17 protein-coding genes are annotated in these 23,859 nt (G+C 70.0%); 4 read left to right on the top strand and 13 right to left on the bottom strand.

The window, feature by feature from the left end; genetic code table 11:
• Positions 1–36: 36 nt before the first annotated feature.
• From ACIBN2_RS06000 to ACIBN2_RS05990, 3 genes are all read right to left on the bottom strand, one after another.
• On the bottom strand, positions 37–1,956 hold the full coding sequence (locus ACIBN2_RS06000; protein ID WP_399132966.1) for a glycogen debranching N-terminal domain-containing protein: 1,920 nt from the start codon (positions 1,954–1,956) through the stop codon (positions 37–39).
• Positions 1,957–2,575: 619 nt separating this feature from the next.
• Positions 2,576–4,417, bottom strand: coding sequence for a DUF4192 domain-containing protein (locus ACIBN2_RS05995; protein ID WP_399132965.1), 1,842 nt, complete (start codon positions 4,415–4,417; stop codon positions 2,576–2,578).
• A gap of 174 nt (positions 4,418–4,591) precedes the next feature.
• Positions 4,592–6,751, bottom strand: coding sequence for a RecQ family ATP-dependent DNA helicase (locus ACIBN2_RS05990; RefSeq protein WP_399132964.1), 2,160 nt, complete (start codon positions 6,749–6,751; stop codon positions 4,592–4,594).
• A gap of 382 nt (positions 6,752–7,133) precedes the next feature.
• Between ACIBN2_RS05990 and ACIBN2_RS05985 the strand changes: the two genes are divergently transcribed.
• Positions 7,134–7,757 carry a hypothetical protein gene (locus ACIBN2_RS05985; RefSeq protein ID WP_399132963.1) on the top strand — a complete coding sequence of 208 codons (624 nt, stop codon included), beginning with the start codon at positions 7,134–7,136 and terminating at the stop codon, positions 7,755–7,757.
• Between the two features lie 238 nt (positions 7,758–7,995).
• On the opposite strand, the gene ACIBN2_RS05980 is transcribed toward ACIBN2_RS05985, so the two are convergent.
• The 3 genes from ACIBN2_RS05980 to ACIBN2_RS05970 all read right to left on the bottom strand — a co-directional run bounded on the left by ACIBN2_RS05980 (position 7,996) and on the right by ACIBN2_RS05970 (position 10,092).
• The gene (locus tag ACIBN2_RS05980) at positions 7,996–8,616 is read right to left on the bottom strand and encodes a hypothetical protein (protein ID WP_399132962.1); all 621 of its coding nucleotides are present in this window, start codon (positions 8,614–8,616) and stop codon (positions 7,996–7,998) included.
• A gap of 68 nt (positions 8,617–8,684) precedes the next feature.
• Positions 8,685–9,386 carry a ribonuclease HII gene (locus tag ACIBN2_RS05975; protein ID WP_399132961.1) on the bottom strand — a complete coding sequence of 234 codons (702 nt, stop codon included), beginning with the start codon at positions 9,384–9,386 and terminating at the stop codon, positions 8,685–8,687.
• An 82-nt stretch (positions 9,387–9,468) separates the two neighbouring features.
• On the bottom strand, positions 9,469–10,092 hold the full coding sequence (locus ACIBN2_RS05970; RefSeq protein ID WP_399132960.1) for a TetR/AcrR family transcriptional regulator: 624 nt from the start codon (positions 10,090–10,092) through the stop codon (positions 9,469–9,471).
• Between the two features lie 189 nt (positions 10,093–10,281).
• On the opposite strand from ACIBN2_RS05970, the gene ACIBN2_RS05965 reads away from it, so the two are divergent.
• The gene (locus ACIBN2_RS05965) at positions 10,282–11,829 is read left to right on the top strand and encodes an MFS transporter (RefSeq protein ID WP_399132959.1); all 1,548 of its coding nucleotides are present in this window, start codon (positions 10,282–10,284) and stop codon (positions 11,827–11,829) included.
• 450 nt (positions 11,830–12,279) lie between these two features.
• Here the strand turns inward: ACIBN2_RS05965 and ACIBN2_RS05960 are convergent, their stop codons facing one another.
• The 3 genes from ACIBN2_RS05960 to ACIBN2_RS05950 form a co-directional block, all read right to left on the bottom strand.
• Positions 12,280–13,185, bottom strand: coding sequence for an ADP-ribosylglycohydrolase family protein (locus ACIBN2_RS05960; protein WP_399132958.1), 906 nt, complete (start codon positions 13,183–13,185; stop codon positions 12,280–12,282).
• A 12-nt stretch (positions 13,186–13,197) separates the two neighbouring features.
• Positions 13,198–13,857, bottom strand: a complete 660-nt coding sequence (locus ACIBN2_RS05955) for a histidine phosphatase family protein (protein WP_399132957.1) — start codon at positions 13,855–13,857, stop codon at positions 13,198–13,200.
• 126 nt (positions 13,858–13,983) lie between these two features.
• Complete coding sequence (locus tag ACIBN2_RS05950) at positions 13,984–14,589, bottom strand: YdbC family protein (protein ID WP_399132956.1); 606 nt, start codon at positions 14,587–14,589, stop codon at positions 13,984–13,986.
• A gap of 159 nt (positions 14,590–14,748) precedes the next feature.
• Between ACIBN2_RS05950 and ACIBN2_RS05945 the strand changes: the two genes are divergently transcribed.
• Positions 14,749–15,282 (top strand): TerD family protein, encoded by a 534-nt coding sequence (locus ACIBN2_RS05945; RefSeq protein WP_399132955.1) that lies wholly within the window; start codon positions 14,749–14,751, stop codon positions 15,280–15,282.
• A 105-nt stretch (positions 15,283–15,387) separates the two neighbouring features.
• Here ACIBN2_RS05945 and ACIBN2_RS05940 read toward each other — a convergent pair whose 3' ends face one another.
• Both ACIBN2_RS05940 and nrdR read right to left on the bottom strand, forming a co-directional pair.
• The gene (locus tag ACIBN2_RS05940; protein ID WP_399132954.1) at positions 15,388–18,282 is read right to left on the bottom strand and encodes a vitamin B12-dependent ribonucleotide reductase; all 2,895 of its coding nucleotides are present in this window, start codon (positions 18,280–18,282) and stop codon (positions 15,388–15,390) included.
• 163 nt (positions 18,283–18,445) lie between these two features.
• Positions 18,446–19,018 carry a transcriptional regulator NrdR gene (nrdR, locus tag ACIBN2_RS05935; protein WP_399132953.1) on the bottom strand — a complete coding sequence of 191 codons (573 nt, stop codon included), beginning with the start codon at positions 19,016–19,018 and terminating at the stop codon, positions 18,446–18,448.
• 564 nt (positions 19,019–19,582) lie between these two features.
• Here nrdR and lexA point away from each other — a divergent pair.
• Positions 19,583–20,362, top strand: coding sequence for a transcriptional repressor LexA (gene lexA, locus ACIBN2_RS05930; protein ID WP_384265518.1), 780 nt, complete (start codon positions 19,583–19,585; stop codon positions 20,360–20,362).
• Between the two features lie 183 nt (positions 20,363–20,545).
• On the opposite strand, the gene ACIBN2_RS05925 is transcribed toward lexA, so the two are convergent.
• Positions 20,546–22,546: an ATP-dependent DNA helicase gene (locus ACIBN2_RS05925; RefSeq protein WP_399132952.1), complete on the bottom strand. Its 2,001-nt coding sequence runs from the start codon at positions 22,544–22,546 to the stop codon at positions 20,546–20,548.
• A gap of 345 nt (positions 22,547–22,891) precedes the next feature.
• Positions 22,892–23,764 carry a GNAT family N-acetyltransferase gene (locus ACIBN2_RS05920; RefSeq protein ID WP_399132951.1) on the bottom strand — a complete coding sequence of 291 codons (873 nt, stop codon included), beginning with the start codon at positions 23,762–23,764 and terminating at the stop codon, positions 22,892–22,894.
• Positions 23,765–23,859 lie beyond the last annotated feature (95 nt).

Genomic DNA, 23,859 nt, shown 5'->3' with positions numbered 1-23,859 from the left:
GGTCCGGGCCGTTGCGCGACGGTGCGTCGGCCGTGGTCACACCCCCAGTTGCAGTCCGTCGGCAGCCTCCTCGACCATGGCGAGGCCGAGCCTGCTGACCCGTACGGAGAAGGGGGCGCCGGCGATCCGGAGCCCTGTCAGGACGAGCTCCCCCAGGGGGGCGCTGTGCACAGGGCGCAGCGTGACCGTTCGGGCGGGGGCGTCGGGGCGGATGCCCGCGAGTGTCACCTGCAGCAGGACGCCGGCGGCCGCCGCGGTGGCGGCGGGGCGGCAGGCCGCCGGGTGCGGGAGGGGGGCGCTTCCGTCGGTGCGCTGCTCTCCCGCGTACATCTCGGGCAGCCGGTACCCGAAGGACTCGGCCGCGGCCAGAGCGCCCCTCAGCAGCGAGCTCGCCTCCTTCTCGTAGCCGGCGGCGGCGAGGCCCGCCACGGCGATGGCAGTTTCGTGGACCCGGACGGCTCCGGTGCGGTGACCGAACGGGTTGTATCCGGCTTCCTTCACCGCCAGCCCGCGCAGACCCCAGCCCGAGTCCATGGCCGGGCCCCCAAGCAGCCGTGCCAGCTGTTCGGTCTGCACCTTGCCGAGCAGCCCGGGTGCCAGCTCGCCCCCGCCGAGCAGGCCGGTGTCGAGAAGATGGACGGCGGCCGCGCCCAGGTGCGGTACCGGGGTGCCGTCGGGAGTGCGGGCGGCCGCGGGTCTGCCCCCGCCCAGGTCGTCGATCCAGAAGTCCTCCCGGAACGCCGTCCGCAATGCCTGGGCCCATTGACGCAGCCCGGGGCCGCCGGGTCTGCCGCAGGCGTCGAGCAGATCGGCACCCAGCAGGGCGGCACGGTGGGCGTGGGCCTGGGTCTCGCAGCGGACGGGCCCGCCGGGGTGCGGGTCGCACAGATAGGTCCCGTCACCGGCGGTCGTCCGCAGCCAGGCCAGACAGCGCTCGGCCGTCGGCAGCAGCTCCTCCGTCTCGGAATCGGGCAGGCCCCAACGGCGGGCCTCCGCGAGAAGGGCGGGGAAGAGCAGGGTGGCTTCCGCACCGGTGCAGGCCGGGGGCAGGTGGGTGCCCGCGTCCCGCCGTGGGCCGGGGATCATGCCCGACTGCGGTCCTGTGCCCCGGAGTTGGGTGCGGGCGAGGATACGCAGTGTGCCTGCTGCGAGCCGGGTGCCGAGGGGCAGTGTCATCCGGGCGGCGGCCAGTGCGTCGGCCGGGGCCGGTCCACAGCGCCAGGGGGCTCCTGCCGCGAGATGCATGTCAGCCGGGTGCGCGGAATCGCGCAGCAGGAGGGCGTTCAGATCCTCGACGCTTGTTCGCAGCAGCGGCTGGAGCCGGGGGTCGTCGCCGGATGCCTGAGCGCCGGCGAGAGGGCTCGTGGCCGTGCGGCCCAGGGCCCGGACGGGTCCCGCTCCGTCCGGGCGTACCCGCAACTCCACGCTTCTGCTGCCGCCGGGAGGCAGTTCGAACTCCCAGCGCAGCAGACCCGCGGAGGCCAGCGCGTCCATGGGCGGCGGATCCGCCGTGACCGAGGAAATCCCGGTCGTGCATGACCAGCGCAGGCCCGAGTCGTAGACGCTGGCGGGCAGTTCGGGCCCCGCCGCGCCGGAGGCGATCGCGCCCAGGTCCGCCATGTCGGTGCCGAGGGCGACCTCGACCGGCACGCGCAGGGGGCGAAGTGCCGCACTGTGCAGCGTGATCCGCTCCGTCCCGTCCGCGTGGCGGATGCGCTCGACGACGACGTCCGGGTCAGGACCCGAGTGCGGGGAAGCACGCATCGCACTCACGAACCGGGCGCTGTCGGCTGTGATCATGCGGGCTTGCACGGCCAGCGGTTCGCGTCCGGACACGCGGAGCCGGCAACGGGAGAGCAGGCGTCGCCCTGAACGGTAGAACCCCTCCAGTCCCTGGCCCGTCATCTGTCCCTGGTCCGTCGAGATGGCGAGGGCGGGGAGAGCGACGCAGATCATGGTGGTGTGGGTGGGGGGCAGATCGATGGGCCGACGGGTTGGTGAGGGCGGGGTCGGGACCTGAACCGCGGGTGGGGGCAGCGGTCGGCCCGTGCCTGTCGAGGGCGGCAACGGATGTGGACGGTCCGGACGTGGCTCGGAGTGGTGGGCCGGGCCGGCCGACCCGGTGACGCGACGGACCGGGTGCGTCGGTGTGGACGCGGGTGTATTCCCGGGCCCGTCCGGCGTTGCGGACGCGTGCCCCTCCTGACCGATGGGTGAGAAGACGCGCGGGGCGTCGGTCGTGAACCGGAACTCGGGCCGACCGGCATGCTCCTTGTGTGTCGGTGGATCGGCCCCCGTCCCGGGAGACAGACCGGGCCGGTCGACCGAACTGTCGTCGTCGGCAGCGGAAGGCTGAGTCAGCTGATGCATGGCGTGGCTTCTTCTGCGCTCGGTGCGCCTCGGGCGGGTGCGGCGCCGGGTGGGAGGTCCGGACGGACGTGACGAGGTGGAGGCACGGGCATCCGGGTGCTCCGCCACACAGGTGAACGGAAGGGGGGTCCTTCGGGTCACGCTCACGTCGGCCCGCGGCTGAATGCGATCCGGCCCCACCGGCCAGCGCTTCCCCGGCACGCGCTCACGTCTTGCCCTCGGTGCCGCCGCTTCCGGCATGCCGGTCCCCGGGGCCGGTGTGCAGGTCCCCGGGCCGGCTGCCGCGGCGGCGCGCAGCGCCCTTCCCCGAGGTACGCGGGCGCGTGTGCTCCGCCTGTGCGGCGCCGGGGCGGGTGCCGTCTGCCGCGGCCGTCCGCGGGCGAGGAACCTTCGCTCCGCTCCCCCGCCCCTCTGATGTCACCGAGCGCGGATGGCCGCCCACCGCGCCGCGCTGACGGACCCGACGTCGAGAACGGGAAGGCACCTCAGGAGTTCCCGGTACTGGCTCCGCCTCGACGGCCTCGGCTGCCGACGGCTCCGCAGTCGCCTTCCTCTCGATCTTGCCGAGTCCCTCGATCTTGCCAAGCCCCTCGTTCTTGCAGAGCTCTTCGTGCTCGCAGAGCTCCTCGTCCCCGCTGAACGTCTCGTCCTCGCCGAGGTCTTCGTCCGCGCCGAGCGGTACCTGTGCCGCCACCTGCCCGCGGTCGCGGTCCTTCCGCTCCGCCCGCAGGCAGCGGCGGATCGACTCCGGGTCCAGCCCCTCGTTGCATGCCTGATGGAGCAGGCGAGCGAACAGGTAACCGGGATCCGCGCCCAGCGCCATGGCCAGCGCCTCGCGGGCCTCCAAGTCGTCGCCCATGGACCAGGCGACCCAACCGGCCAGCGTCAAGGGCGCCGCCGCGTGCTCGCCGTAGGACCCGACGCACCTGCGGGCCAGCGCCCGCCAGAGCCGGAGTGCCGACGCGGCCTCGTCGCCTTCCATCCATTCGGCCGCCCGGTCCCGGGTCAGACGGTCCTGCAGGCCGAGAATCACTGTCGCGGCCTCGTCGTGTCCGAGAAGCTCGTCATCGCGTAGATCCGACAAGAGCAGTCCGGACGTGGGCGGGGCGTCCGCCAGCCGATGCATGATCCGTGCGGCCAACTCCAGTGTCTCGTCGGCCACGCCCGCGCGACTGACGTCGTCGAGAATCCTGGGAACCAGCGCCATGCTCGCGGCATCCAGGGCGCTCTCCTGCTCCAGGGCGGCGGCGGTCTCCCAGGGCTGCAGCCTGGCTCGCAGCTCACGCAGGGTGCCGCGCACCTGAAGACCGGCGTAGGTGGCCGCGGCGGCCAGGACCGAAGTGCCGGGCAGCCCCATGGGGATGCCTTCGGGAGGGCAGCAGGCTTCGTTCACGCAGCAGTACGACCAGAAGCGGCCGTCCGCGATGCACAGGGCCTCGATCACGGGCACGTCGAGGAGGCCGCATTCGACGCGAAGTTTCTGGGCCAGCGGGCGCAACCGCTCCATGACGTCCCGCCCCGACTCACCCTTCGCCGGTTCCTGGCAGAGGTAGGCGACCATCTGCTCGGGCCGGGCTCCCCTGCGCTCGCTTCCCTTCACCAGCCCCTGTGCCAACTGCCGTGCCACGGAACCCCAGTCGTCCGCGCCGGCGGGAATGCCGAGCCGGGCGCGGCCGCCGAACCGGCCGCGTTCGTCCCGGTCGTGCAGGGCGACCAGGACGATGCTGTCCTCGGGGCGGTATCCGAGCAGATACGGCAGTGCGTCGGCCAGTTCGGCCGGGGTGCGGAGCGTCACCTGATGCTGGGCACCGTGGCTGTCGTAGGCGGTGCAGTCGCCTTGGCCCGGGCGCGGGCCCGGCTGGCCCGGACGCTCGTCGTCCAAGCGCCCCGAAGCCTCGTCGTCGCAGCGTGCCGAGTCTTCGTCATCGAAGCGGCTCGGACATCCCTCGCCGAAGGGCCCCAGAGCCGCATTGCCGAAATCGTGCTCGTCACGCTCCGCAGCCTTGCCGTTTTCGGGGGATCCAGTGGTTTCGCTGTGATTCGTCATGGCCTGACGATCTCGCGGATCACGAGACTCCGCTTTGCCCTGTGGATAAGTCGGGCCAGGGACACGACAATTCGAGCCTCGGCCCGAGCCTCGGCCCGAGCACGGCCCGAGCCTCCTCGGCCCTAGCCTCCTCACCTCTCCCTCGGCGCCGAGGGCCCTCGCTCACGCCGAGCCTCAGCCCGTCGCGGCAAGAACCAACGGAAGCACCTGTCCGCTGCCCGCCCGACGGAGCAGCCGCGCCGCAACGGCAAGGGTCCACCCGGAGTCGGTGTAGTCGTCCACCAGCAGGACAGGCCCGGAAGACCCGGCCAAAGCAGCCTCCAGCTCCTCCGAGACGGTGAACGCGCCCGACAACGCCCGCAGTCGCTGGGCTGAGTTGCTGCGCCGTACCGCGTGCGCACCTCCCGCTCCGCCGTACGTCAGGGCACCCAGCAACGGCAGGCGGCCGACGGTCGCGATCCCCTGGGCGAGCGAACCCACCAGCTGCGGGCGGGTCAGGGACGGTACGGCGACGATCCCCACCGGCCGGGGCATCGCATCCGTGACGTCCGGCGCCCAACCACCCGGAGAGCGCGCCCAGTCGGCGAGGACGGCCACCGCGGCCTGCAGCACATCGGCGGGGACCGGCCCGTCGGGCGCGTTCTCCGCCAGCAGGGGGCGAAGCCGGTTGCCCCAGCCGATGTCCGACAGCCGGCCCAGAGCACGCCCCGTGGAGCACTGCTCCCCGGCCGGGATACGGCCCTTGAGTTCGACGCCCAGGGCGGGCATCCCCGTCGGCCACATCCGGCGTGGTTCGATCTCCACCCCGGGGCGGTCAAGTTCCTTCGTCGCCGCAGTCAGAGTCTCCGTCGAAACGGAGGAATCGGCCCAGGGGCCCGCGCAGTTGTCGCAGCGGCCGCACGGACGTGCCCCCTCGTCGTCCAGTTGGCGGCGCAGGAATTCCATCCGGCACCCGGTCGCGCTCACGTAGTCGCGCATGGCCTGCTGTTCGGCGGCACGTTGCCGCGCCACCCAGGTGTAGCGCTCGGTGTCGTAGACCCAGTCGGCGCCCGTGGTCGTCCAGCCGCCCTTCACGCGCCTGACCGCGCCGTCGACGTCGAGCACCTTCAGCATGGTCTCGAGTCGGCTGCGCCGAAGATCGACCGCTGCCTCCAGTGCGGGCACGGAGAGCGGACGGCCCGCGTCGGCGAGGGTCGCGAGGGTCTGCCGTACCTGCGCCTCGGGCGGGAAGGCCGTATCGGCGAAGTAGCGCCAGATGGCCTCGTCCTCCTTGCCCGGCAGCAGCAGTACGTCGGCGTGCTCGACGCCGCGGCCCGCGCGGCCCACCTGCTGGTAGTAGGCGATCGGCGAGGACGGCGAGCCGAGGTGGAGCACGAAGCCCAGATCCGGCTTGTCGAAACCCATGCCCAGCGCCGAGGTCGCAACGAGTGCCTTGACCCGGTTGGCGAGGAGGTCGTTCTCGGCCTGAAGCCGGTCGGCGTTCTCCGTGCGCCCCGTGTAGGAGGCCACCGGGAAGCCGCGCTGGCGCAGGTACACGCTGGTCTCCTCCGCCGCGGCGACGGTGAGCGTGTAGATGATCCCGGACCCGGGCAGCTCGTCCAGGTGCTCGGCGAGCCAGGCCAGGCGGTGCGCGGCGTCCGGCAGTTGCACGACACCCAGCCGCAGGCTCTCCCGGTCCAGGGGGCCGCGCAGCACCAGGGCCTCGCCGGAGCCGGTACCCAGTTGCTCGGCCACGTCCGCCGTGACGCGCGCGTTGGCAGTCGCGGTGGTGGCCAGCACCGGCACGCCAGGTGCGAGGTCGGCGAGCATTGCCCTCAGCCTGCGGTAGTCCGGCCGGAAGTCATGGCCCCAGTCGGAGATGCAGTGTGCCTCGTCCACCACCAGCAGGCCGGTCGTGGCGGCGAGCTTGGGCAGCAGCTGGTCGCGGAAATCAACGGAGTTGAGGCGCTCCGGACTGACGAGGAGGACGTCCGTCTCGCCGCGCTCCACCTCCACGTGGATGGTGTCCCACTCCTCCGGGTTGGCCGAGTTGATGGTCCGCGCGCGGATGCCGGCCCGCTCCGCCGCCTCGACCTGGTTGCGCATCAGCGCCAGCAGCGGCGAGACGATCACCGTCGGACCTGAGCCGCGCCGGCGCAGCAGAGCGGTGGCGACGAAGTACACGGCCGACTTGCCCCAGCCGGTGCGCTGCACCACCAGGGCCCGCCGGTGATCACGTACCAGGGCCTCGACCGCCTGCCACTGGTCCTCCCGCAAGCGCGCGGAACCGCCGGGATCACCCACCAGCTGAGCGAGGATGGCATCGGCTTCGGTACGGAGCTCCACTTCGTCCATGCCCCCATGCAACCCGACAGCACTGACAATCAGCCACCTCACCCTGAGTGACGATCACGTGGCGGGTCGGCGACGGACCTCTCCCGGACGAGAGACGGACCGGCCCTCTGGACCACGCCCACCCCAACGATGTACGAACCTGAGGTGAACGGCCGTCCCATGGGTCGTGGCGCAACACTCTGGGTAGGGATATAAACCACACACCGCCAGATTCCGGTCAGTGGCCCCAATTGCTCGTTGCCGCATCCAAGTTCGACCGCAAGAATTGAAGTCCGCTCCCCGCACGGCTTGTCCGTGGGCCCGGCAGGGCTCTGTTTGCGGTGCGCGCTCCCACGTACAAGACCTCCGCCCGTAGTGCGGGCGTGTAGCCGAAGGGAGGACCGTGACCTTCGGATTCGCTCCGTCCTCGGCGGCCGCTTCAGCATCGGCCGACCTGTCCGCCAACCCCCTCGCCCGCATGCTCGAACCCGCGGAGTGGGCCGCAGCCGGAATTCCCCTGCTGCGAAACCCCCGGGAGGTCGTCAGCGGGCTGCACGCCCGCCATCATCCCCGGCCGGCGACCGCCGTGGTGGCCGTGCTCGATCCGGACGAACGGCTGTGCGCGAGCGCCTCGTTCACCCGCCGCGCAGCCGCGGCCGACGGCTGGATGTTCCGCAACACGCTGCTCGCGCAGCTGCGCCGGGTCATCCCGCACGACCTGCGGCGCCGCTCACCGGTGCGCACCGCCGTGCTGCTCTACTGCCGTGACGGCGACGCGCGCTGGACCGAGGAGGACGGCGCATGGATGTGGGGGCTGCGTGACGCGTGCACCCTGCATGGACTGCGCTGCGGCGCGTACATCACGCTGACGCGCGATGGCTGGCAGGTCCTCGGCGAGGGCCGCGGCGGACGCCGTCCCCACGCGGGGTCGACACCGGAGCCCCTCGGCTCATCCGAGGCGCCGCCCCCGCTGCCGCGGACCGGCGGTGCCGCCTCAGAGGTCCTGCGCCGCGCGGCGGCCCGCTGAGAGCACCGCCGGGCGGTACCCGCACTCCGCCCGCCGAGCGGTATCGGCACTCCGAGCTTAGAACTCCGCGCGACCACCGAAACCCCCCGCAACCAGCGGCGAACGCGCACGTTCGCCGGGTCGGCCGGGATCATCGGCGCATGGCGAACCGCCCGCTGTGCCTATCCGCCGCTACGGCGTCCAAGCCGCTACCGCGACCAAGCCGTTCCGGTGTCCTTACGGACGGGCCGGAAAAGGCTCAGACGCCCGCGCCCAGAACCGAGTTGATCTGCTGCGGGTCACCGCAGACGATCAGCAGGGCACCGGCCCGGGAGAGGGCCAGCGGCAGCGCGGTGGCGGCGGTCGCGTCGGAACCGCCGTTGACGGCGACCACGACCACGGGACGGGCGGCGGCGCGACCGGCGACATCGGCGTCCATGTAGAAGACGTCGTCGCCCGCGTCGTGCTGCGCCCAGTAGGAAGCTTCGCCGAAGGACAGCTCGTGGGCGGCCCACGGGTGCTGTTCGCCGGTGGTGATCACCAGCACTTCGCCGGGGGCGCGCCCCGAGTCCAGAAGCAGGTCCACGGCTTCGTCGGCGGCGTCGAGCGCACCGCCCACCGGAGCCGGGATCAACTGGATCTGCGGGGTGGCCGAAGCAGCCGAGGCCGAAGGCCCGGGCTGCACCGTGGCCGCGTCACGCGACGAGCGCTGCGCCGGAGGCGCGGGCCGCAGCGGCCCGGGACGACCGGGACGCGGCGGAGCCGCGGGACGCGGACCGGGTACGGGACGGGGGGTCGGCGCGGTGCGGCCGCTGGCCGGCGTGGCGCGGGGACCCTGGGCACTCTCGTGAATCTGAGGCTCCTCGGGAATGAGAGGCATGAGCTGATATTTATCAAACGTTGGTACGGCTCGCGTCGGCGGGTGGCACACAAGTGCGAGCGGAATCGTCAGAAGTCGAAGCCGAGCTGACCCTCGATCTCCGGAACGCCTCCGTCCGCCCAACTGCGGACCTTCTTGAGATGCCGCCACTGGGGCAGCGCATCAAGATACGCCCACGACAACCGGTGGTACGGGGTGGGGCCCCGCTCCGCCAGTGCGGCCTTGTGCACGGGCGACGGATACCCGGCGTTGTCCGCAAAAGCGAAGTCTGCATGGTCGATACCCAGTTCGGCCATCATTTTGTCGCGCTGAACCTTGGCGATCACCGATGCCGCCGCGACCGCCACACACGACTGGTCGCCCTTGATCACCGTGCGGACCCGCCAGGGAGAGCCGAGATAGTCATGCTTCCCGTCGAGGATCACCGCGTCGGGACGGACCGGCAGCGCCCCGAGGGCACGCCCGGCCGCCAGACGCAGGGCGGCGGTCATGCCCAGGTCGTCGATCTCCTCGGGAGAGGCATGCCCCAGCGCGAACGACGTCACCCACGTCTCCAGCACCACCGCGAGAGCGGTACGCCGCTTGACGGTGAGCAGCTTGGAGTCGGTGAGACCTTCGGGGGGCCGACGCAGACCGGTGACCGCCGCGCAGACGGTGACAGGGCCGGCCCAGGCGCCGCGCCCCACCTCGTCGACACCGGCAATGATCTTCGCTCCGGTCGTGGCGCGGAGTGAGCGCTCGACGGTGTGAGTAGGCGGTTCGTACGGCATGGCGCCCTTAGCCTACGCCCCGTGGATCACCCGGCGACACCCCGGTTTCCGTCAGTCGGTTCCCGGCCGCCGCGAGGCGCCCTCAGCCTCCGCTCGGCCGCAGCAGCGGAAGCATCAACTGGTCGACCATCTCCTCGAGATCACGATCGCCCCATTCGCTTCCGCGCATCTTGTTGCGGTACATCATGATGGCCGGGATGGCGTCGAAGACGTAGTCGTTCGCGGCGTCGGAGCGGACCTCGTTGCGCTCTACTCCACGGGCGACGATCTCGCGGAGCAGCGTGAGCAAGGGTTCCACGATGCCGTCGAAGATCACGGCGTGGAAGCGCTCCGCCTGGATCGGATCGCACTCGTGAATCACGGCGCGAACAGCGAAACCGGGACGGGAGAACATCGCATCCCGGGCTCCACGGCACAGCGCGAGCAGATCCTCCCGGACGCTGCCCGTGTCGGGAGCCTGCTCGAGACGCGGCAATCCGGCCTGGAGCGCGTCCGCGACCAGATCCTCCTTGGACGGCCAGCGGCGGTAGACCGCGGCCTTGCCGGTCTGGGCGCCGGCGGCGACGCCCTCCATGGTGAGGCCGTTCCAGCCGACCGTACTGAGCTGTTCCAGGGCGGCTTCGAGGATCGCGCGTTCGAGCACGGCGCCGCGCCGACGGAGGGAGGCCGCCTGAGCGGGGGCGGCCGTCCAGCGCGAGGTAACCATCTGAGTGTCTCCAGCTGGCATGAGGAGCGGGAATTTTCGGGGATGGAGTGGCGCCACGCGGCGACGTCGGGGGATTCGTCACGCGACACACCAATTTAAGTGAACGCTTGCGTTCTCTATTGGGGACTCACTACCTTGGGCGGGACAGTGAACGCGAGCGTTCACTACCGTATTCGTGGGGGATGCATAGTGACAACCTCTCAACTGATCAAGGAACAGAAGCCAGGTGCGGCTCGCCGGGAAGGACACCCCGGCATCGCGCTCGCCGTCATCGCGGCCTGCCAACTCATGGTCGTACTCGACGCGACGATTGTGAACATCGCGCTCCCGCACATTCAGAATGCGCTGGAGTTCAGCACCACCGACCTCACCTGGGTCGTCAGCGCCTACACACTGACTTTCGGCGGCCTGCTGCTTCTGGGCGGCCGGGCCGGTGACATCCTCGGCCGCCGCCGGGTCTTCATGACCGGCATCCTGTTGTTCACCTTCGCCTCCCTGCTCGGCGGACTCGCCCAGGAACCCTGGCAGTTGCTGGCCGCACGTGTCCTGCAGGGCATGGGTGGCGCTATCGCGTCGCCCACCTCTCTGGCACTCATCACCACGACGTTCCCCGAAGGCCCGGAACGGAACCGGGCGTTCGGCGTCTTCGCCGCCGTCTCCGCGGGCGGTGGCGCGATCGGTCTGCTCGCGGGCGGCATGCTCACCGAGTGGCTCGACTGGCGCTGGGTGCTCTTCGTCAACGTGCCGATCGGTGTCCTGATCGCCGTGCTCACGCCGATGTACATCAGCGAGTCGCAACGGCACGGGGGCCGCTTCGACATCGCGGGCGCCGTGACCTCGACGGTCGGCATGGCCTCCCTCGTCTATGGATTCATCCGCGCAGCCGACAAGGGCTGGCGGGACGGCCTGACCCTCGGTTCGTTCGCCGCGGCCGCGGTCCTGCTGGTGGCCTTCGCGCTCATCGAGTCCCGGGCCAAGGAGCCGATCACCCCGCTGCGGATGTTCGCCGACCGCAACCGCTCGGGCACATACGTGATCATGCTGACCCTGGCCGCCGCGATGTTCGGCATGTTCTTCTACATCGTGCTCTTCGTGCAGAACGTGCTGGGGTACACGCCAATCCAGGCCGGCCTGGCCTTCCTGCCGGTGACGGTCGTGATCGCCATCGGCGCGGGTCTCTCGCAGCGGTTCCTGCCCGTACTCGGACCCAAGCCCTTCATGCTCACCGGCTCGGCTCTGGCAGTGATCGGCCTGGCCTGGCAGACCTTGATCAGCTCCGACAGCACGTACGTCGGTGGAGTGCTCGGTCCGATGCTGGTGTTCGGCTTCGGCATGGGCCTGAACTTCGTGACGCTGACCGTCACGGCGGTCTCCGGTGTCGCCCAGCACGAGGCCGGCGCGGCCTCCGGACTGCTCAACGCCATGCAGCAGGTGGGCGGTTCGCTCGGCCTGTCCATCCTGACCACGGTGTTCGGCTCGGCCAGCAGGAACGAGGCGGAGAAGCAGCTGCCGAAGTTCCTCACGGGCGGTTCGCCGGAGCAGAAGGCGGAGTTCGCCAAGTCGCACCAACTGTCCGGCACATGGGGCCACGAGGTGCTCGCCCACGGCATCTCGATGGCCTTCGTCGCCGCCGCGGCCATGGCCGTTCTCGCCCTCGCCACGGCATGGTTCGTGATTCGGGTCCGCAAGAGCGATCTGGAGGCACTCTCCGGCGCGGCTGCCGTGCCGGTCGGCTGATCCGGGCGACGCGCCCGCATCGAACCGCGGATGGTGGCCGGACCGGGTCCAGGGGACCGATGGCGAGGACGCCGGTCCGGTCACCCGCACTCGCGGTGGAAGGCGGAGCGCGGTGCGAAGCGCAGTGCAGAGCGCAGCGGAGACCACGGTCAGGACCAGAAGCGCCGCCGACACCGCCACGAACTGCATGTCCCCACCCCCGGAACTCTCGTGTGACTCCCGCCCGAACCGACTCGTGAACCGCACCGACTCGTGAACCGCACGGTCGATGCCGGAACAACGGTCGGGCGGTCACGGAGAGTTCCCGACGGACACAGAGAGTTTCGAGGCCTCAGGCCACCGTCCATCCGGACGCCCGTGCCTCAGGCCACCGCCGCCAGGCAAGCGCCCGGAAGCAGTCCCGCAAGCCGCCCTCAGGCAAGCACCCGCAGCCAGTCCCGCAAGCCGCCCTCAGGCAGACGCCCGGACCCAGGCCGGCAGATCCTCGGTCCGCTCCACCCACTCGGCCGGCGGCGTTCCCGCTTTCCCCGCGCCGAGCACGCCGCCCACGATGGCGCAGGTCGTGTCCACGTCGCCGCCGACCTGTGCGGTCGTCCAGAACGCCCGCTCGTAGTCGCCGAGCGATCGCGCGGCCGACCAGAGCGCGAACGGCACGGTGTCATGGGCCGACGTACGCCGTCCGCAGCCCAGGACCGCCGCGACGGTGCCCGCGTCGCCGTAGTCGAGCATGTCCCGCGCGCGCCGCAGGCCCGCGCCCACAGCGCTCTTGGGGATGAGCGCGACGACGCCGTCGAGGAGCGCCTCAGGGCCCGGCGGGCCCCCCGGAGCGGCCGCCAGCGCGGTGGCCGCCGCGACCGCCATGGAGCCGACGACGGCCTCGCGGTGCTGGTGCGTGGGATAGGCGGAGATCTCCGCCTGGTGGGTCGCCTGCTCCGGGTCGTCCGCGTACCAGGCGCCGAGGGGAGCGATCCGCATCGCCGCGCCGTTGCCCCACGATCCCTGTCCCTTGAAGAGGGCCGCGGCCAGCTCGCGCCAGTCACCGCCCTCCCGGACCAGCCGCAGCAGGCGGTTGACCGCAGGGCCGTACCCTCGGTCGAAGTCGTGATGCTCGGCGAAGGAGTGCGCCAGGGCGTCCTGGTCGATGCGGCGGTGGGTGAGCAGGACGCCGACCACGGAACAGGCCATCTCCGTGTCGTCCGTCCACTGCCAGGGGCCGGGCGGCAGCTCGCGTCGCTTGAGCAGTGGGAGGTTCGCCGGAACGAAGAACTGCGAACCCAGCGCATCCCCGACCGCGAGTCCACGCAGGCTCGCCAGTGCGCGGTCCAGGCGCCCGTCGGGAGAGGAATCAGGGGTCATCGCTTCGCCACTCTATCCGGTGATCCCGTACGGTTCCGGCTCCCGCCAGCGCTCGAAGGGCCGGTCGAGCGTGTACTTGCCGTCCTCCCCGAGAACGAGCATCCGCATCTCCGCGTTCCCGGGGTTCGACAGCGACTCGAATTCCGCGACCGTCCAGTGGAACCAGCGCATGCAGAACAGCCGCATGGCGAGGCCATGGGTCACCAGCAGCACGTTCGAGGGAGGGTCCTGGGCCTCGAAGCTGCGGAAGAGGCTCTCCAGGAAGCCGCCCACCCGGTCGTAGACGTCGGCGCCGGACTCCCCCTGGGCGAAGCGGTAGAAGAAGTGGCCGTACGCGTCCCGGTAGGCCTTCTGAAGGCGTACGTCGTCGCGGTCCTGCCAGTTGCCCCAGTCCTGCTCGCGCAGCCTGGGCTCCTCGCGCACACGTATCAGCTCGGGGTCGAGATGGAAGGCGCGCAGGGTCTCGTGGGTACGGCGGTACGGCGACACGTACACGCTGACGCGCTCACGGCCGAAGACGTCCCGCAACCGCTTGCCGGTCTCCTCGGCCTGTCGCCATCCGCGCTCGGTCAGCGCCAGCGCGTGATCGGGCTCACGTTCGTAGACGGTGTCATCAACATTGCCCGTTGACTCTCCGTGCCGGACAAGGACGATGCGCCGTGGTCTTGCCATGCCAAAACCCTAGATCGGGTGACGGCCGATCGAGCACCCGAACGGGCTCCATACGGCGTAGGTCACACATTTCCTGCACCACAGGCCACGCCAGGGCGCACGAACAACGGCAGGAGGATCCAGTTCTCAAACCGTCCAGGTCGGCTCGAGCTCGACGATGTCGCCGGCGAGTGCCGCGACGTCCGCCTCCGTCTGGGCCCGCAGCGCCAGCCGCTCCACGCGCTCCGTGCGGTACTTGCCGTGTTCGGCGGACGAGCGCCACATCGAAAGGATCAGGAACTCATGTCCCGGCGCCTCACCGAACAACCCGCGGATCATGCCCGGCGAACCGGCCATGGCCGGGTTCCACACCTTCTCCTGCATCAGCGTGAAGTGCTCGGCGCGGTCCTCGTGGACCCGGCAGTGGGCGACCCGCACCAGGTCGGCGTCCGTGAAGCGTGGCTCGAAGCCGGTCTTCACGTCGAAGCGGTAGTCGAAGAGCTTGACCTGCGCATCCTTGAAGGTGCCCACCTGGGCAGCCGCCAGCCGGTCGTGGGAGCGGGCCATGAAGGAGTCGTAGAAGGCACGACTCTCCCAGAAGGCGAAAATGTGGGCCACACCTGTCCGTCCCCGACTCCAGCCACCACCCTGTCCCCGAAATCCCGGCTCCCCCAGAAGCCCCGCCCACTTTCGCTGCCCCCGCTCGAAGCCGCGGCGGTCCACCACGGTGCAGCGAATCCACTTGACCAGCACCGCGCCATGGTAAGGCCACGGAGCGTGGCGTCGGTCACGCTCCGGCGGACAGCACAGCGGCGCATCGCCGTGCCTGCGTGGCAGGATGGACAACCGGCCTTGTCCGCCCCGCAGTTCAGGGCGGATGCAGTGCATGGGCAACGGAGAAGGGGAAGTTTGGTGAACGGCCTCAACAAAGCGATCCGCAAGGCCGAAGTCGCAGTGAAATGGGACCCCAGTCCGACGGGAGAACCGCCCACCGATCTCGACATCATCGCCGCCACGTATCTGGCGAGCGATCCGTACGGCGAGCCCGTCTACGCGGTGCACTTCGACAGCCGCTCCCCCGACGGCACCATCTACCTCAACCGGGACAGCAAGGACGGCAAGGGCTTCGGCTGGGACGAGGTCATGACCCTCGAACTCGACCGGCTGGACGGCCGGTACGCGCGCGTGGTGATCGGTGTCATCATCCAGCAGCGCGCGGTGCAGCGGACCTTTGTCGGGGTGCGCAACCCGGGTCTGCGGATCCGGGAGGGCTACACCGTCCTGGCCGAGGACGACTTCGGCAGCGTCCTCGGGGCGACTGCGGCCACGATCGGCGAGTTCGTACGCGAGGAGTCCGGCGGTTGGCAGTTCCGCCCCGGCATCCACGGCTTCGACGACGACCCGGCGACGTTCACCAGGGTCATGGGCCGGGCGCACCAGTCCTGACGAGAGCGGTACGGAGCAGTACGGAGATGAGGGGCGCCGGCCCGTGGCCGGCACCCCTCATCTGTCAGGGACCACCTGTCGGACGGGGCGTCACCCCGCCCGCCGTCAGCTGCAGCCGCTCGTCGAGCCGCAACCCTCGCAGATGTAGCAGGAACCGGCCCGCTGCATCTTCGTACCGCAGGAGAAGCAGAGCGGGGCGTCGGCCTGGATGCCCAGCTGCATCTCCACCAGCTCGGCGCTGGTGTGCGCCTGCTGCGGGGCGGGCTTGGCCGCCTCGACCTCGGCACGCGGCGTGGCCACGGCCTTCAGCTCCTGGGCACGCGGCGCCGACTGCGCCAGACCCTCGACGTCGACCTCGTCGTCGGCCGGCTCGTACGAACCGGTCTCCAGGTGACGCTGGCGCTCGTCGGCGGAGTGGATGCCGAGCGCGGAGCGCGTCTCGAAGGGCAGGAAGTCCAGCGCCAGGCGGCGGAAGATGTAGTCGACGATCGACTGCGCCATCCGCACGTCCGGGTCGTCGGTCATGCCGGCCGGCTCGAAGCGCATGTTGGTGAACTTCGAGACGTACGTCTCCAGGGGAACGCCGTACTGCAGACCGACGGAGACCGCGATGGAGAAGGCGTCCATCATGCCGGCGAGCGTCGAGCCCTGCTTGGACATCTTCAGGAAGACCTCGCCGAGACCGTCGTCCGGGTAGGAGTTGGCGGTCATGTAGCCCTCGGCTCCGCCGACCGTGAAGGACGTCGTGATGCCGGGGCGGCCCTTCGGGAGGCGCTTGCGGACCGGGCGGTACTCGATGACCTTCTCGACCGTCTCGCGGATGGCCGCCTCGGCCTTCTCCGTGATCTCCGTCTTCTCCTTCTCCTTGGTCTTGGCGGAGAGGGGCTGGCCGACCTTGCAGTTGTCGCGGTAGATGGCGAGCGCCTTGACGCCCAGCTTCCAGGCCTCGAAGTAGATCTCCTCGACCTCCTCGACGGTCGCCGACTCCGGCATGTTGACCGTCTTGGAGATGGCGCCGGAGATCCACGGCTGGATCGCGGCCATCATGCGGACGTGGCCCATCGGGGAGATGGCGCGCTCGCCCATGGCGCAGTCGAAGACCTCGTAGTGCTCGGGCCGCAGGCCGGGGGCGTCGATCACATTGCCGTTCTCGGCGATGTGGGCGACGACCGCCTCGATCTGCTCCTCCTGGTAGCCCAGGCGGCGCAGGGCCTGCGGGACCGTGCCGTTGACGATCTGCATCGAGCCGCCGCCGACCAGCTTCTTGAACTTGACCAGGGCGAGGTCGGGCTCGACACCGGTGGTGTCGCAGGACATCGCGAGACCGATGGTGCCGGTCGGCGCGAGCACGGACGCCTGCGAGTTACGGAAACCGTTCTTCTCGCCGAGGCGCACCACGTCCTGCCAGGCCTCGGTGGCCGCGGCCCACACCGGAGTGTCGAGGTCGTCCACGCGGACGGCCACGCCGTTGGCGTCGGAGTGTTGCTTCATGACCCGGTTGTGGGCGCTCGCGTTGCGTGCGTAGCCGTCGTACGGGCCGACGACCGCGGCGAGTTCGGCGGAGCGCTTGTACGCGGTGCCGGTCATCAGCGAGGTGATGGCACCGGCGAGGGCGCGGCCACCGTCGGAGTCGTAGGCGTGGCCGGTCGCCATCAGCAGGGCGCCGAGGTTGGCGTAGCCGATGCCGAGCTGGCGGAACGCGCGCGTGTTCTCGCCGATCTTCTGGGTCGGGAAGTCCGCGAAGCAGATCGAGATGTCCATCGCGGTGATGACGAGCTCGACGACCTTCGCGAAGCGCTCGACCTCGAAGGACTGGTTGCCCTTGCTGTCGTCCTTCAGGAACTTCATCAGGTTCAGCGAGGCGAGGTTGCAGGACGTGTTGTCCAGGTGCATGTACTCGCTGCAGGGGTTCGAGCCGTTGATACGGCCGGACTCCGGGCAGGTGTGCCAGTGGTTGATGACGTCGTCGTACTGGATGCCGGGGTCGGCACAGGCCCAGGCGGCCTCGGCCATCTTGCGGAACAGGGACTTGGCGTCGACCTCGTCGATGACCTCGCCGGTCATCCGCGCGCGGAGGGCGAACTTGCCGCTCTGCTCGACCGCGTTCATGAACTCGTCGTTCACGCGGACCGAGTTGTTGGCGTTCTGGTACTGGACGGACGTGATGTCGTCGCCGCCCAGGTCCATGTCGAAGCCCGCGTCGCGCAGCGCGCGGATCTTCTCCTCCTCCTTCACCTTGGTCTCGATGAAGCCCTCGATGTCCGGGTGGTCGACGTCGAGGATGACCATCTTGGCGGCACGGCGGGTGGCACCACCGGACTTGATGGTGCCGGCGGAGGCGTCCGCGCCGCGCATGAAGGAGACCGGACCGGAGGCGTTGCCACCGGAGGAGAGCAGTTCCCGGGAGGAGCGGATACGGGAGAGGTTCAGGCCGGCGCCGGAGCCGCCCTTGAAGATCATGCCCTCTTCCTTGTACCAGTCGAGGATCGACTCCATGGAGTCGTCGACGGACAGGATGAAGCAGGCGGAGACCTGCTGGGGCTGCTTGGTGCCGACGTTGAACCAGACGGGGCTGTTGAAGCTGAAGATCTGGTGCAGGAGGGCGTAGGCCAGCTCGTGCTCGAAGATCTCGGCATCGGCGGGCGAGGCGAAGTACCTGTTGTCCTCGCCGGACTTCCGGTACGTCTTCACGATGCGGTCGATCAGCTGCCTGAGGCTGGTCTCGCGCTGGGGGGTGCCGACAGCACCGCGGAAGTACTTGCTGGTGACGATGTTGACCGCGTTCACCGACCAGAAGTCGGGGAACTCCACGCCGCGCTGCTCGAAGTTGATCGAGCCGTCGCGCCAGTTGGTCATGACGACGTCACGGCTCTCCCAGGCCACCTCGTCGTACGGGTGCACGCCGGGGGTGGTGTGGATGCGCTCGATACGCAGTCCCTTGGCCGCCTTGCTGCCCTTGGCTCGGGAACTCCGTGCCGGACCGCTCGCCGTCTCTGTCATGCCGCCTCCCTGTAGGCACTAAAACGCCCTGAAGTGCCCCGTTGTTCCCGTGGCACGGTGTTGTGTCTGGTGTTGCGGGCAGCTCGCACTGCCCTCCGCAACAGGTCTTCGGTCGCCGCCTCGCGGCCTGGTACGGGGCCTCGGCCCGGTTCCGGCCCGCCCGTCAGTCGGCAGCGTGGGCGGGCTCGGGGACTTCGAAAGTCCCTCCGCGCCCGCGTTGGTCTTCCTGTTCCCCTGCGACTTCCTCTGCGACGGCATCCCCGCGGTCTTCGTCGTCCGCGGCGGCGGGTCGCGTCCCCTCCCTGAGTTCCGCGATGGCGGCCTCGAAGTCCTCGAGCGAGTCGAACGCCCGGTAGACGGAGGCGAATCGCAGAAACGCCACGAGGTCGAGCTCCTGCAACGGGCCGAGTATGGCCAGTCCCACGTCGTGGGTGGTCAGCTCGGCGCTACCCGTGGCCCGCACCGCCTCCTCGACCCGCTGGCCGAGCTGGGCGAGTGCGTCCTCGGTGACCGGCCGTCCCTGGCATGCCTTGCGCACGCCGTTGATGACCTTGGTGCGGCTGAACGGCTCGGTGACCCCGGACCGCTTGACCACCATGAGCGAGCACGTCTCCACGGTCGTGAAACGACGGGAGCAGTCCGGACACTGGCGGCGTCTGCGGATCGACGTGCCGTCGTCGGTCGTACGACTGTCGACGACGCGGCTGTCGGGGTGCCTGCAGAAGGGGCAGTGCATACGTCCCAACCCTCCTCACAGCAGACTCAATAGCCTCGCCGGGCGTCACGCGCCCCTCGAAGCAGCCCTAAGCATAGGCGATCTCTCGGCGCCCGAAGACCCGGGGGAACACAACTTCTGGGCTGCTGATGAAATCCAACCACTAGATGTGGTGTTGGGCCAGCCATACACGCCACGCGCGCGTGTCGCGCACGTATTGGCATGTGCCAGGAGCCTGCGGCGGCACACCGGATCCGCAGGTGCACGGGCGTACCGTTACGGCACATGCGGAGATACCGTGGGCGCCGCAGGGAGAGGACGTGGGGCTCCCGCAGAGATGGGAGTCTGCCCCCTGTTGACGGAATGCCGGATGGCAGACTGGGCAGGAACCCACGAGGTCGGCGCCCGGCGGTGAAGAGTACAACAATGGGCCCTTTTGCCCGCCAGGTGCGGCGTTAGCTATACACCCAGACACATGATCAAGTCAGGCTATCCACGGTTTTTCACTCGAACGTGTGTTTGGCGCAACCTTTCGAAACCAACTACCGTTGTCCAGCAGGGAGACCATCGAGAGGGGCCGCCGACGTGACCACCACCGCAGACAGTGCCACCATCACTGCCCAGGACCGCTCCCAGGGCCGACTCGAGCCGGTGCATGCGATGAACGAAGCCGTGAACCCTGAGGGGCACAAGCGCTCCCTGCCGGGGCGACCTCCAGGCATCCGGGCGGACAGCTCCGGGCTCACCGACCGACAGCGCCGGGTGATCGAGGTCATCAGGGACTCCGTGCAGCGGCGCGGCTACCCGCCGTCGATGCGAGAGATCGGTCAGGCGGTGGGTCTGTCCAGCACCTCCTCGGTCGCGCACCAGCTGATGGCACTGGAGCGGAAGGGCTTCCTGCGGCGTGACCCGCACCGCCCGCGCGCGTACGAGGTCCGCGGATCCGACCAGGGCACCTCGGTGCAGCCCACCGACACCGCCGGCAAGCCCGCCGCGTCGTACGTGCCGCTGGTCGGCCGTATCGCCGCCGGTGGCCCGATCCTCGCCGAGGAGTCGGTCGAGGACGTGTTCCCCCTCCCCCGCCAACTGGTCGGTGACGGCGAACTGTTCGTGCTGAAGGTCGTAGGCGACTCCATGATCGAGGCCGCGATCTGCGACGGCGACTGGGTCACGGTCCGCCGCCAGCCCGTCGCCGAGAACGGCGACATCGTCGCGGCCATGCTCGACGGCGAAGCCACGGTCAAGCGCTTCAAGCGCGAGGACGGCCACGTCTGGCTCCTCCCGCACAACGCTGCCTACGAGCCGATCCCCGGCGACGACGCGACCATCCTCGGCAAGGTGGTGGCAGTGCTGCGCCGTGTATGACGGCTGCGGCGGGCGGTGCCTACGAGCCGCCCTCTGATCCGGGCCCCGGGACCCCTGCGCCGGTTCCGGGGCCCTGTGTTGTCCCGGGGCCATGCGTGGCAGGTGAATGACCTGACCCCCGCGACTGACCGGCTTGTGACCAGGGGTTAGCCTGACGCGGCGCCGCGTCAGGCTAACCCCTGGTCACTCCGCCTCTGTCTGCTCCTCTGTCTGCTCCTCCGTCTTCTTCGCCACCGCGTCGATCGCCGCCAGTGACCTGCGGACCTGGTTACGGTCCGTGGTGTACCAGAAGTCCGGCATCGAGGCCTTGAGGTAGCTCCCGTACCGGGCCGTGGCCAGACGCTGATCCAGTACGGCGACCACGCCGCGATCCCCCGACGCCCGTACGAGGCGGCCGGCGCCCTGAGCCATGAGCAGCGCCGCGTGTGTGGCGGCGACCGCCATGAAGCCGTTGCCTCCCGCGTCCTCCACCGCCTTCTGGCGGGCGCTCATCAGCGGGTCGTCCGGACGCGGGAACGGGATCTTGTCCATGACGACCAACTGGCAGCTCGGACCGGGAACGTCGACGCCCTGCCAGAGCGACAGCGTGCCGAAGAGGCACGTCTTCGGATCGGCGGCGAAGTTCTTGATCAGCTCGCCGAGCGTCTCCTCGCCCTGGAGGAGGATCGGAAACTCCGGAATGCGGGAACGCAGCTCCTCGGCGGCGAGTTGGGCACCCCGCATGGAGGAGAACAGGCCCAGAGTGCGGCCGCCCGCAGCCTGGATCAGCTCCGACAGCTCGTCCAGCATGTCCGCGCGGTCGCCGTCGCGCGCGGGGCGGGACAGGTGCTTGGCCACGTAGAGGATGCCCTGCTTGGGGTAGTCGAAGGGCGAGCCGACGTCGACGCCCTTCCACTGCGGAAGGTCCTCACCCTCCGTGCCCTCCGGCGAGAGCCCGAGCGAGGCACCGACGCCGTTGAAGTCGCCACCCAGCTTCAGCGTCGCGGAGGTCAGCACGACGGAGCGGTCCGCGAAAAGCTTCTCCCTCAGCAGTCCCGACACGGACATCGGGGCGACGCGAAGGGAGGCGCCGAATCGGTCATGGCGCTCGTACCAGACGACGTCCCACTCGGAGCCGTTCGTGATCCGCTCCGCCACATCGTGCACCGACTCCACGGAGGCCAGCGCCTGCTTGCGCACCGCGTCCTCGTCCTGGACGGACTTGTCGCGAGTGGCTCCGATCCCGGAGATCACCGTGCGGCAGGCGTCGCGCAGCGCCATGAGCGCGTACCCGAGGTCCTCCGGGATCTCCTCCAGGCGGCCGGGCAGGGCCAGCTCCATGAGCCGCTCGAAGCCCTCGGCGGCGGTCTGGAGCTGGTCGGCCGCCTTCTCGTTGACCAGCTTCGCGGCGCGGCGCACCGCGCGGTTGACCTGGCCGGGCGTGAGTTCGCCCGTGGCGACGCCCGTGACGCGCGAGACCAGTTCGTGCGCCTCGTCGACGATCAGCACCTCGTGCTGCGGGAGGACCGGGGCGCCTTCGATGGCGTCGATCGCGAGCAGCGCGTGGTTGGTGACGACGACCTCGGCGAGCTTGGCGCGCTCGCGCGCCATTTCGGCGAAGCACTCGGCGCCGTACGCGCATTTCGTGGCACCCAGGCACTCACGCGAGGAGACCGACACCTGCGCCCAGGCGCGGTCGGACACTCCGGGCGTGAGGTTGTCGCGGTCCCCGGTCTCCGTCTCGTCCGACCAGTCGCGCAGCCGCAGCAGGTCCTGGCCCAGCTTGCTGGTGGGCGCGGCCGCCTCGAACTGGTCGAAGAGCCCCTCCTCCTCGTCCTGCGGAACGCCCTCGTGCAACCGGTGCAGGCAGAGGTAGTTCGACCTGCCCTTCAGCATCGCGAACTCCGGGCGGCGGCGCAGCAAGGGGTGCAGCGCCTCGACGGTGCGCGGCAGGTCCCGCTCCACCAGCTGGCGTTGCAGAGCGAGGGTGGCCGTCGCCACGACGACGCGCTCCCCGTGCGCGAGGGCCGGCACGAGATAGCCCAGCGACTTTCCGGTGCCGGTGCCGGCCTGGACCAGCAAATGGGAGCTGTCGTCGATCGCCTCCGCGACGGCTTCGGCCATGGTCACCTGGCCGGGGCGCTCCGTACCGCCGACGGCGGTGACGGCAGCATGCAGGAGTTCGGGGAGTGAGGGCTTCGTCATAGCTCGACCACCCTACGGCCCGGCACTGACAAAGGGGCGATCAAGGCGAGGACGAGGGACGGGATCAAGACCGGGTGCTCCTCGGGGCGGGTCGGGGCGGGGCGGGGCGGTCGGGGCCGGGGCGGATCGGGGCGGCGCCTGGGTGCGGTCGTTTGCCAAGGACGTCGGTGCGATGAGAGCAGCTCGTAGTCGACGGGTTTCCGGCTCGATGGGACTCCGGCTCTATGGGTCCCCGGCGAGATGAGTCTCCGGCGCGACGGGTCCCCGGATCGACGGGTCTCGGGATCGATGGGAACCGGATCGGCGTGAGCGGTGTACCAAAAGTGACGATGCCGTGGCACGGCGTCACAGCAGATTGCGCAAGGACCGGTCCCGGATCATGAGAGCGGCCCGCTTGGCGGGCAGGTCGATCTCGGCGGAGAACCGGAAGCCGGCGCTCAGAAAGGCGGCGACGGAGGGGGTGTTGCGAAGGTCGGGTTCCGCGATGACGCGTGCGCAGGCGGGGCGTTTGTTGAGCACGAGGTCGGCGACCGCTCTGAGAAGGGTGCTGCCGAGCTTGCGGCCACGGTCGGCGACTTCACCGATGAGGAGGTGGATTCCGGTGTCATGAGGTCGAAGGGGAAAAAGCCGGGCCAACGGGTCGAGGTCCGCCCGGTAGATCTCCCAGTAACTCATCGGCGTGCCCTCCAGCACCCCGAGGCAGGGAATGCTGCGTCCGTCCGCGGAGAGCTGGGCCTGCAGGTGGCTCTCGGTAACGGCCCGAGGGCCGGCCAGCTCCCAGAACTCCGCGACGGCGGGGTCGTTCATCCAGCGGTCGATGAGGGGGAGATCCCGGTCCACCTGCACGGGGACCAGCTGGAACACGCCCGCGGGTGTGACAGCCGGACCCCAGTCGGCGACATGGTCGAGGAGATCGTCGTCGGCCATGGCGACGAAGGGGGGAACGGCTACGAAGGGGACGGCTACGAAGGCGGGTGCGGAAACGAAGGCGGGCGCGGCCATAGAGGCGGGCGAGGCCATGGGCGCGCGGCTGCGTGCCTCGCCGGTGTCGGCTTCCGCCGCGAAGAGCGCGATCAGCTCGTCGGGCAGCCGCAGGTCCAGCGTGTCCTCGCTGTCCGTGCCCTCGGCGGCGCTGCCGCCAGCCGTACCAGGGCTCGGATCAGCGCCGGTGTCGGTGGCGGTGGTGGCTGCGTGGGCGGTGGCGTCGGTGGGAGGCACGACGACACTCCTCTCAGAAGTCGGGGTGGGGCATGTTCCTCAGAGCGGAAGGGAGTTGGCGAGGGTCGGCGGAGGCTCACGATGGCCGGCAGGAG

It is taken from the genome of Streptomyces sp. NPDC050534, assembly GCF_044457745.1.
Lineage (GTDB): Bacteria > Actinomycetota > Actinomycetes > Streptomycetales > Streptomycetaceae > Streptomyces.
This window is presented reverse-complemented; position numbering and strand designations above follow the sequence as displayed.